Annotated in this window: 6 protein-coding genes, 2 tRNA genes and 2 pseudogenes; 5 read left to right on the forward strand and 5 right to left on the reverse strand. The window is 57.3% G+C overall.

Annotated elements, in window-relative coordinates; genetic code table 11:
* Positions 1-63: 63 nt before the first annotated feature.
* Positions 64-139 (reverse strand) — tRNA-Asn (locus JO226_RS20050).
* A 5-nt stretch (positions 140-144) separates the two neighbouring features.
* On the opposite strand from JO226_RS20050, the pseudogene JO226_RS23365 reads away from it, so the two are divergent.
* Positions 145-258: pseudogene (locus tag JO226_RS23365) on the forward strand (DUF5951 family protein); the annotation flags it as partial.
* A 41-nt stretch (positions 259-299) separates the two neighbouring features.
* Positions 300-1,756, forward strand: a pseudogene (locus tag JO226_RS20055) (EmmdR/YeeO family multidrug/toxin efflux MATE transporter).
* Positions 1,757-1,808: 52 nt separating this feature from the next.
* Here JO226_RS20055 and JO226_RS20060 read toward each other — a convergent pair.
* The 4 genes from JO226_RS20060 to puuD form a co-directional block, all read right to left on the reverse strand.
* Positions 1,809-3,089: an FAD-binding oxidoreductase gene (locus JO226_RS20060; protein WP_296406690.1), complete on the reverse strand. Its 1,281-nt coding sequence runs from the start codon at positions 3,087-3,089 to the stop codon at positions 1,809-1,811.
* A gap of 2 nt (positions 3,090-3,091) precedes the next feature.
* Positions 3,092-4,579, reverse strand: coding sequence for an aldehyde dehydrogenase PuuC (puuC, locus tag JO226_RS20065; protein WP_296406692.1), 1,488 nt, complete (start codon positions 4,577-4,579; stop codon positions 3,092-3,094).
* A gap of 138 nt (positions 4,580-4,717) precedes the next feature.
* Positions 4,718-5,275: an HTH-type transcriptional regulator PuuR gene (puuR, locus tag JO226_RS20070; protein ID WP_296406694.1), complete on the reverse strand. Its 558-nt coding sequence runs from the start codon at positions 5,273-5,275 to the stop codon at positions 4,718-4,720.
* A gap of 25 nt (positions 5,276-5,300) precedes the next feature.
* Positions 5,301-6,065: a gamma-glutamyl-gamma-aminobutyrate hydrolase gene (gene puuD / locus JO226_RS20075; protein WP_296406699.1), complete on the reverse strand. Its 765-nt coding sequence runs from the start codon at positions 6,063-6,065 to the stop codon at positions 5,301-5,303.
* A gap of 211 nt (positions 6,066-6,276) precedes the next feature.
* Between puuD and JO226_RS20080 the strand changes: the two genes are divergently transcribed.
* The 3 genes from JO226_RS20080 (at position 6,277) to JO226_RS20090 (ending at position 9,611) form a co-directional block, all read left to right on the forward strand.
* On the forward strand, positions 6,277-7,695 hold the full coding sequence (locus tag JO226_RS20080) for a glutamine synthetase family protein (RefSeq protein ID WP_296406696.1): 1,419 nt from the start codon (positions 6,277-6,279) through the stop codon (positions 7,693-7,695).
* A gap of 348 nt (positions 7,696-8,043) precedes the next feature.
* Positions 8,044-9,417 (forward strand): APC family permease, encoded by a 1,374-nt coding sequence (locus tag JO226_RS20085; RefSeq protein WP_296406697.1) that lies wholly within the window; start codon positions 8,044-8,046, stop codon positions 9,415-9,417.
* A gap of 118 nt (positions 9,418-9,535) precedes the next feature.
* Positions 9,536-9,611 (forward strand) — tRNA-Asn (locus tag JO226_RS20090).
* Positions 9,612-9,765 lie beyond the last annotated feature (154 nt).

A 9,765-nucleotide genomic window follows, 5' to 3' on the forward strand; every position in this document is an offset into this window, starting at 1 on the left:
ATGGGGCAAACACCCTGGCGCAAAAAAGCAAAAAGCCTGCTCGAAAGCAGGCTTTTCTAAATTTGGCTCCTCTGACTGGACTCGAACCAGTGACATACGGATTAACAGTCCGCCGTTCTACCGACTGAACTACAGAGGAATCGTGTGGAGGCTTATCTTAGCGGCGAAAAAATTTTTGTCAAACCTCATTTCTTGCCTTCGTGCGCGACTGACGCTTCTGTCAACAATTTGTTGTATTTAAGCACAATTAATCTGGAAAAAGGTTTTGCAGTATCCGGGTTTCTCAATCATTATTTGAAATGTGGTTTCAACTTTTTTCCTAAGGTACCCCTTGAACGTCTCCGCCGCAGTCCGCCAGGCCGTTATCCGCACGCCCTGGTATCGAAAACGCAAAAGCTATCGTGTTCTTTTTTGGCGTGAAATCACCCCGCTTGCTGTCCCCATCTTCATGGAGAATACCTGCGTACTGCTGATGGGGGTGCTGAGCACCTTCCTCGTCAGCTGGCTCGGCGCGGAGGCGATGGCCGGAGTCGGGTTAGCTGATAGCTTTAACATGGTGGTAATGGCGTTTTTCGCCGCCATTGACCTCGGGACGACGGTGGTGGTGGCCTTCAGTCTTGGCAGGCGCGACAGGCGGCGGGCGAGGTCGGCGGCCAGGCAGTCGCTGGTGATCATGACGATTTTCGCGGTGATCCTCGCTGCTGTTATCCACTACTTTGGCCAGGAGATCATTGATGTCGTGGCGGGAGACGCCACGGCGAACGTCAAAGCGCTGGCGCTCAGCTATCTTGAGCTGACGGTACTGAGCTACCCGGCGGCGGCCATCGCGCTTATCGGCAGCGGGGCGCTGCGCGGCGCCGGCAATACCAAAATACCGCTGCTGATCAACGGCGGGATGAACATCCTCAACATTATTATCAGTAGCGTCCTGATTTACGGCGCGTTCTCCTGGCATGGCCTCGGGTTTATCGGGGCGGGGCTGGGGCTGACCATCTCCCGCTATATCGGCGCGGCGGCGATTCTGTTCGTGCTGACCGTCGGCTTTAACCCGGCGCTGCGCATCCCGCTGAAAAGCTATCTCAAGCCGCTCAATGTCGCCATTATCTGGGAGGTGATGGGCATCGGCATCCCGGCGAGCATTGAGTCGGTGCTGTTTAACAGCGGAAAGCTGCTGACGCAGATGTTCGTTGCCGGAATGGGGACTGATGTTATCGCCGGTAACTTTATCGCCTTCTCGGTCGCATCGCTGATTAACCTGCCGGGCAACGCGCTCGGGTCGGCGTCGACCATTATCACCGGCAAGCGACTGGGGAAAGGGCAGATAGGCCAGGCGGAGCGGCAGTTGCGCCATGTGTTCTGGATGTCGACCATTATCCTGACGATCATTGCCTGGGGCACTGCGCCGCTGGCCGGGCTGTTTGCCTCGTTTTACACCCACGAGGAGAATGTGAAAGAGGTAGTGAAGGTATTGCTGTGGCTTAACGCGGCGTTCATGCCCATCTGGGCCGCGTCATGGGTGCTGCCGTCCGGGCTGAAGGGCGCGCGCGATGCGCGGTTCGCCATGTGGGTATCGATGTTCAGCATGTGGGGCTGCAGGGTGGTGGCAGGCTATGTGCTCGGTATCATGCTGGGGATGGGCGTGGTCGGCGTGTGGCTCGGGATGTTCCTCGACTGGGCGGTGCGTGGCGCGTTGTTCTACTGGCGGATGGTCAGCGGACGCTGGCTGTGGAAATATCCGCGGGTGAAAAGGGAATAAAAAAACGCACAGGGGGGATCGCCCTGTGCGTCGGGTTTATTACCAGAAGACGTTAAACCCCAAGGCGATCGCGTAAGCTGTAATAAGCAGCCCCCATAGCGGTAAACGGAATACGCAGGCTGCGGCCACCCGGGAACGGGTAGTGCGGCAGGTTGGCAAAGGCGTCGAAACGCTCGGCGTCTCCGCGCAGCAGCTCGGAAATCAGCCGTCCGGCCAGGTGGGTACAGGTCACCCCGTGGCCGCTGTAGCCCTGCATATAATAAATGTTGGTGTCGAGGCGGCCGAACTGCGGCATGCGCGACAGCGTCAGCAGGAAGTTGCCCGTCCAGCGATAATCAATCTTCACCCCTTTCAACTGCGGGAAGGTCTTCAGCAGCTTCGGCACGACCAGGCGTTCAATGTCATACGGGTCACGAGCGCCGTAGACCACGCCGCCGCCGTACAGCAGGCGGTTATCCCCGGTCAGACGGTAATAATCCAGCAGGTAGTTGCAGTCCTCCACGCAGTAGTTGCGCGGAATCAGCGAACGGGCCACCTCGGCGGAGAGCGGTTCGGTGGTCAGTACCTGAGTGCCGCACGGCATGCTGCGCCTGGCAAGCTCCGGTTCGACCTTATCGCCGAGGTAGGCGTTGCCCGCGACGATCACGTAGCGCGCGGTGACCTGACCTTTCTCCGTGCTCACCACCGCCGGGGTCGTGTGCTGAATGCGGGTGACCGGCGACTGCTCAAAGACGCGCCCGCCGTTGAGGCGAATGGCGTTAGCTTCGCCGATAGCGAGGTTCAGCGGGTGGATATGGCCGCCGCTGTGGTCGAGCAAGGCGCCGACGTAGCGGTCGCTGCTGACTTCACGGCGGATCTCGCTGCTGTCCAGAAGCTCAAGTTGGGTATTGCCGTAGCGCTCCCAGTTGGCTTTTTGTTCCTCCAGGGTCTCCATCTGTTTGTGGTTCAGCGCCACGAACAGCCCGCCCGGGCGGTAGTCGCACTCAATCTGGTAGCGCTGAATGCGCTCGCGAATAATGTTGCCGCCTTCAAACATCATGCTGCCGAGCATTCGGGCAGCGTCCGGGCCGTAGTTGCTCTCGATGACGTCGATATCGCGGCTGTAGGAATTCACCAACTGGCCGCCGTTGCGTCCGCTGGCGCCAAAACCGATGCGCGCCGACTCCAGCAGTACCACGTCATAACCCATCTCGGCCAGATGCAACGCGGAGGAAAGCCCGGTGTAGCCGCCGCCGACCACGCACACATCACAGGTGACTGATTCGGTGAGGGTGGGAAACGGTTCGTACTGATTGGCGCTCGCGGCGTAGTAACTGGTGGTATGTTCAGTCATGATTAAGGCTCCAGGGCAATCCAGATGGTTTTCAGTTCGCTAAATTTCTCCAGCGCATGTAGGGACTTATCACGGCCGTTGCCGCTTTGCTTATAGCCGCCGAACGGTACGGTCATGTCGCCGTCGTTGTAGTTGTTGACGAAGACCGAGCCGGCCTTCAGGCGGCGGCTCATGCGGTGCGCACGGGAGAGATCCCGGGTCCATACCGCGGCGCCCAGGCCGTAGTCGCTGTCGTTGGCAAGCGCCAGGGCTTCGGCTTCGCTCTTAAAGCGGGTGATGACCAGCACCGGACCGAAGATTTCGTCACGGCCGATGCGCGCGTTAGGGGCGGTATCGGCAAAAATGGTCGGGCCGATGGCGGCAGGATGCACGTGGCTGCGGCCGTCCAGCACCAGGGTGCCCTGGGTTTCGCCGTCGCAGATGAAACTCTGTACGGTGTCAGCGTGGGCGTTATCGATAAGCGTTCCCATCGTGGTTGCCGGGTCGAGCGGGTTGCCCGGCTGCCAGTTTTTTGCCTGCGCTTTCAGCAGGGCGATAAACTCGTCGGCGATGCTCTCTTCCAGCAGCAGGCGCGTACCGGCAATACAAACCTGGCCCTGGTTGTAGAAAACCCCGGCCGCCGTGGTGGCAGCAGCTTTTTGCAGGTCCGGGCAGTCGGCGAACACAATGTTGGCGCTTTTGCCGCCCGCTTCCAGCCAGACGCGCTTCATGTTGCTGTCGCCTGCGTCTTTGAGCAGCTGTTTGCCGGTACGGGTAGAGCCGGTAAAGGTGATGACGTCGACATCCGGGTGCTGTGACAGCGCCTGGCCCGCCTCGTGGCCGTATCCGCTGATGACGTTAAGCACGCCGTCCGGCAGACCAGCCTCTTTCGCCAGCCCCGCCAGGCGGAGCGCGGTCAGCGGGGATTTCTCCGACGGTTTAAGGATAACGCTGTTGCCCGCCGCCAGCGCCGGGCCGAGTTTCCAGCAGGCCAGCAGCAGCGGGAAGTTCCACGGCACCACGGCGGCGACGACGCCCACCGGTTCACGAACGATCAGCGCCAGGTCATTCACCGAGGTGCTGGCTACTTCGCCATAGACTTTATCAATCGCCTCGGCGTACCAGCGGATGGCGCGGGTCGCGCCTGGAATATCATCACGCAGGCTATGGCGGACAGGTTTGCCGGTATCGAGTGTTTCCAGCAGCGCCAGCTCCTCGTGATGCTGTTCCATTAAATCGGCGAGCTTGTTGAGCACCGCTTTGCGTTGTGCCGGGGAAGCGTGTGACCAGTCGCCTTGTTCAAATACCGCGCGGGCCGCGGAGACGGCCTTCTCCACATCGGCTTGTTTGCCGCGGGCGACTTTGGCAAGCGGACGCTGTCCTGCCGGGTCAACCGTTATAAATGTGTCGTTATCAGCGGCGGCGCAATAGTTGCCGTTAATAAATAAACGCGTCTCCGGCGAATAATGACTGGCTTTCTCCCGCCAATATTTCAGATTCTGAAAGTTCATAGCTACCCCTTATATTTCAATCGGATAAATAACCTTACTCATCTTCTTCAGGCAAAATCAGGCTGCACGGCGCTCCAGGGATATACCCTGTTAATTCGCGTTTTTTAAGAAGGCCTGAGAACCTCAGGCCGGTACTCGTTAAAAAGTAGTGGGTGTGTGGGCGCTAATAATGCGGCAGATGCCTGCCGAGGTGTTGCTGAAGCTGTGCGGTATGCCGGTGTTGATGGCATAGCTTTGTCCTTCAACGAGGTGATACGTTTGACCGTTGATGGTCAGTATCACTTCACCTTCCAGTATTGTCCCAATCTCTTCACCCTGGTGCTTAATCCTCTCCCCGGTCGTGGTGCCTGGCTGATAGGTTTCAAATATCATCGCCAGCGTACGATTCGGATTTCCGTTGTGAATCAGTTTCATTGATACCCCCTGACTCCCGATCTCAATCAGCTCGTCCTGATTGATAACCACCTGTGGTTCGTCAGGCTTTTCCGGTTCGGCGAAGAACTCGGAGAGCGACAGCCCATAAACTTTCAGCAGCTTTTGCAGGGTGCTGATGGCAGGACTGACTTTGTCCTGTTCTATGGTGCTGATGGCGCTATGCGTTAATCCAGACAGTTCGGCGGCACGACGCTGCGAAAGACCCAGCTGTTGGCGGATCTCTGACAAACGTTTACCCGGCGCCAGGCCGTCATCGCTCATAATTGCATTTCCTTAACAGTCGTGGTCAGAGCCGCTGTTTTTCAGCGAGGTGGTTCTGACATGCGGTGATAAAACCTTCAAGCAACAAACGCGACAGGGCGTATTCGCTACTGTTCCATTCCGGGTGCCACTGTACGCCGAGGGCGAATGGATGGGTGTGAACGCTGACGGCCTCCACCAGCCCATCCTGTGCTCGCGCTTCCACGCGCAACAGCGGGCCAAGGGTTTTCGCGCCCTGGCCGTGTAAGGAGTTAACCCAAAACGTGTTGCAACCTGGTATTAACTGAGACAGCAATCCCCCTTGTTGGACCTGGACTTCATGCGATGGCGCGTACTGCTGCTCCACCGGGAGCTCCGAATCTTCACGATGCTCCAGAAACTCGGTGTGATCGCACAGGCGACGATACAGAGTCCCGCCGGTGGCGACAACTAATTCCTGTAAACCCCGGCAGATGGCGAAAATGGGGATGCGCCTTTCGAGCCCGGCGGTGATTAGCGCCATGCTTAGAAGATCACGCCCGGGATCGGCGTCAGGCTCATCGCCGTTTTCACCATAGAGGTGCGGCTGCACATTGCTTGGGCTTCCTGGCAGGAAGATGCCGTCGAGTTTCGGTAACAATGCGTTCAGTAGCTCTGGCTCCGCCAGCGCGTGGGGAAGGGCAATCGGCAATCCACCGGCATTCAAAACCGCATTCAGGTACTTTTCTTGCAGAGTCTGGGTCAGATGACCCTTAAGCCTGTTCCTGCACATCACTACACCAATAACTGGCTTGTCAAATATATTGCCCATGATCGACCTCACGTTTTGGACTAAATTATTGCCAAACGATTCCATGTTGTGCAATTCCGTTCAATATTTTCTCAATCTAGCAGCGGAGTAACCTTCTTGCAAACTCAATTTAACATTTGACAAACAACTTGCTTGCATCCAGAGTCGAAGAGTGGACATTATATTTAACGGTCGAGTCGCAGATCGTCATCCAAAGCAACGGCGGTGAATCATGGAAACCAATATCGTAGAAGTTGAGAACTTTGTTCAGCAGTCCGAAGAGAGACGAAGTAGCGCGTTTGCGCGCGAAGTGACGCAGTATCTTGAACGTTACCCGAACACGCAGTATGTCGATGTGCTGTTAACGGACCTCAACGGCTGCTTTCGCGGCAAACGCATTCCGGTCACCGGGCTGCGTAAAGTAGAGAAGGGGTGCTACTTCCCGGCATCGGTTTTTGCGATGGATATTCTGGGCAACGTCGTTGAAGAGGCGGGGTTAGGCCAGGAGCTTGGCGAGCCGGATCGCGCCTGCGTACCCGTGCTCGGCACCTTGACCCCGTCGGCGGCTGACCCGGAATGTATCGGCCAGATGATGCTGACCATGCTTGATGAAGATGGCGCTCCCTTTGACGTTGAGCCGCGGAACGTGCTGAACCGACTCTGGCAGAAACTACGCCAGCGCGGTCTGTTCCCCGTGGTAGCGGTAGAGCTGGAGTTCTATTTACTCGATCGTCAGCGTGATTCAGAAGGGTATCTCCAGCCGCCGTGCGCCCCGGGTACCGACGATCGCAATACCCAAAGCCAGGTCTACTCCGTAGATAACCTTAACCACTTTGCCGATGTGCTGACCGATATTGACGACCTGGCAAAACTGCAGCTGATCCCGGCCGACGGCGCGGTGGCCGAAGCCTCTCCTGGGCAGTTTGAAATCAACCTCTACCATACCGATAACGTGCTCGACGCCTGTGACGATGCGCTGGCGCTGAAACGCCTCGTGCGGCTGGTGGCCGAGAAACACAAAATGCACGCCACCTTTATGGCCAAGCCGTATGAAGAACATGCGGGCAGCGGGATGCACATTCATATCAGCATCCTGAATAACAAGGGTGAGAATGTGCTGGCGGATGCCGACGGCGAAGATTCAGCGCTGCTGAAACGCGCGCTGGCGGGAATGATCGACCTGATGCCAGCCTCAATGGCGCTGCTGGCGCCGAACGTAAACTCCTGGCGCCGCTTCCAGCCGGGGATGTACGTGCCGACGCAGGCCTCCTGGGGACACAACAACCGTACTGTTGCGTTGCGTATTCCGTGCGGCGACCGCGATAACCATCGCGTGGAGTACCGCGTGGCGGGCGCCGATGCGAACCCGTATCTGGTGATGTCGACCATCCTTGCCGGGATCCTCCACGGCCTGGACAACGATTTGCCATTGCAGGAAGAGGTGGAAGGCAACGGGCTTGAGCAGGACGGGCTGCCGTTCCCGATCCGTCAAAGCGACGCGCTGTGGGAGTTCTCGCAAAACGACCACCTGCGCGAGCTGCTGGGTGAACGTTTCAGCCATGTTTACCACGCCTGTAAGAACGATGAGCTTATCCAGTTTGAGCGCCTCATCACCGATACCGAAATTGAGTGGATGTTGAAAAACGCCTGATCGCGATGCGGTCCGGCGCGGTAAAAGAAGACGTCGCATCATGCGGCCTGAGCGGAGTCAGGCCGGATATATTGCAGGTAAACCTGCCATTTCCCGGGTGTCGCTAATGGATCGACGGCGACAACGGGTCTTCAGATAACCGACAGAGTTTGTGACGAGGAAATGAGATGATGCCAATGATTAAATATCCCCCTAACGAGAGCGTTTACGGCTCCCGCAGTGAGTACGGGCCGCACCTGTGTTGTGCGACGTTGACTCCTTTCTCTTTCAGATCCACCCCGAAGCTACCCAGGTTTGCAGTACCGACGTTTCGAACGCAGACCTGTACGCGCATCGGGGAGGATCGTCATGACGACTAACCATTCTCTGAATCAGTCAACGCATTCGGGCAAACCGCAACTGCGTAAATCCCTCAAGCTCTGGCAGGTGGTGGTGATGGGGCTTGCCTATCTCACGCCGATGACGGTGTTTGACACCTTCGGGATTGTCTCCGGCGTCAGCAACGGCCACGTTCCGGCCTCCTATCTGCTGGCGCTGGCGGGAGTCCTGTTCACCGCCATCAGCTACGGCAAGCTGGTACGTCAGTTCCCGCAGGCCGGTTCGGCCTACACCTACGCGCAAAAAGCGATAAATCCGCACGTTGGCTTTATGGTCGGCTGGTCGTCGCTGCTCGATTATCTGTTCCTGCCGATGATTAACGTGCTGCTGGCGAAAATCTACCTCTCCGCGCTGTTCCCGGGCGTTGCGCCGTGGGTGTGGGTGGTGATGTTTGTCACCATTCTTACCGCCGCGAACCTGAAAAGCGTCAACCTGGTGGCGAACTTTAATGCGCTGTTCGTACTGGTGCAGGTGGCGATCATCGTGGTGTTCATCTTCCTCGTGGTGCAGGGGTTGCACAAAGGGGAGGGGGTTGGAACGGTCTGGTCGCTACAGCCGTTTATCAGCCAGAACGCGCACCTGATCCCGATCATCACCGGAGCGACCATCGTCTGCTTCTCGTTTCTCGGTTTTGACGCGGTCACGACGCTTTCCGAAGAGACGCCGGATGCGGCGCGCACTATCCCGAAAGCGATTTTCCTCACCGCCCTGTATGGTGGACTTATCTTTATCGCCGCGTCGTTCTTTATGCAGCTGTTCTTTCCGGATATCAGCCGTTTTAAGGACCCGGATGCGGCGCTGCCGGAGATTGCCCTGTATGTTGGCGGCAAGCTGTTCCAGTCTATCTTCCTGTGCACCACCTTTGTGAACACGCTGGCCTCGGGCCTGGCGTCTCACGCCAGCGTTTCCCGTCTGCTGTATGTGATGGGGCGTGATAACGTCTTCCCGGAGAAGTACTTCGGCTACGTGCACCCGAAATGGCGTACGCCAGCGCTGAACGTCATTATGGTGGGGATTGTGGCGCTGTCGGCCCTGTTCTTTGACCTGGTGACGGCGACCGCGCTCATCAACTTTGGCGCGTTGGTGGCGTTCACCTTCGTTAACCTGTCGGTGTTTAACCACTTCTGGCGTCGTGAAGGGCGTAACAAAACCTGGCAAGAGAAGCTGCACTATCTGGTGCTGCCGCTGATTGGCGCGGCGACCGTGGCGGTGCTGTGGGTCAACCTTGAGGTGACGTCGCTGACGCTGGGACTGGTGTGGGCTGGCGTGGGACTTGCCTATCTGGCGTACCTGACCGGACGTTTTCGTAAGCCGCCGCCGCAGTTCAATGCCGCTAAGGCTTAGCAGGCCTGGGCGTGATTTTCACCCACAGTGGAGAAGAAAACAGCAAACGATTGAATTTGTGAAAACAGGCTTTGACAAGCCACGGGCGCATCGCTAATATGCGCCCCGTTCACACGATTCCTCTGTAGTTCAGTCGGTAGAACGGCGGACTGTTAATCCGTATGTCACTGGTTCGAGTCCAGTCAGAGGAGCCAAATTTAGAAAAGCCTGCTTTCGAGCAGGCTTTTTGCTTTTCTATCGCTGAGTAATGCGCTCGCCCTCTCTTGCTACTGCAACTGAATTATTTCCTGTGCCGTTCTGCATTAGGCAGAAAAATCACCTATTAATTTATTTAATAAAGTCGATTGG

The organism is Pluralibacter sp., from assembly GCF_019237635.1.
Taxonomy (GTDB): domain Bacteria; phylum Pseudomonadota; class Gammaproteobacteria; order Enterobacterales; family Enterobacteriaceae; genus Enterobacter_B.

Coding starts and splice junctions, on each gene's coding strand:
- puuC (WP_296406692.1), bottom strand. CDS start 4,579: ATGAACTTTCAGAATCTGAAATATTGGCGGGAGAAAGCCAGTCATTAT.
- puuD (WP_296406699.1), bottom strand. CDS start 6,065: ATGGGCAATATATTTGACAAGCCAGTTATTGGTGTAGTGATGTGCAGG.
- puuR (WP_296406694.1), bottom strand. CDS start 5,275: ATGAGCGATGACGGCCTGGCGCCGGGTAAACGTTTGTCAGAGATCCGC.
- JO226_RS20085 (WP_296406697.1), top strand. CDS start 8,044: ATGACGACTAACCATTCTCTGAATCAGTCAACGCATTCGGGCAAACCG.
- JO226_RS20080 (WP_296406696.1), top strand. CDS start 6,277: ATGGAAACCAATATCGTAGAAGTTGAGAACTTTGTTCAGCAGTCCGAA.
- JO226_RS20060 (WP_296406690.1), bottom strand. CDS start 3,089: ATGACTGAACATACCACCAGTTACTACGCCGCGAGCGCCAATCAGTAC.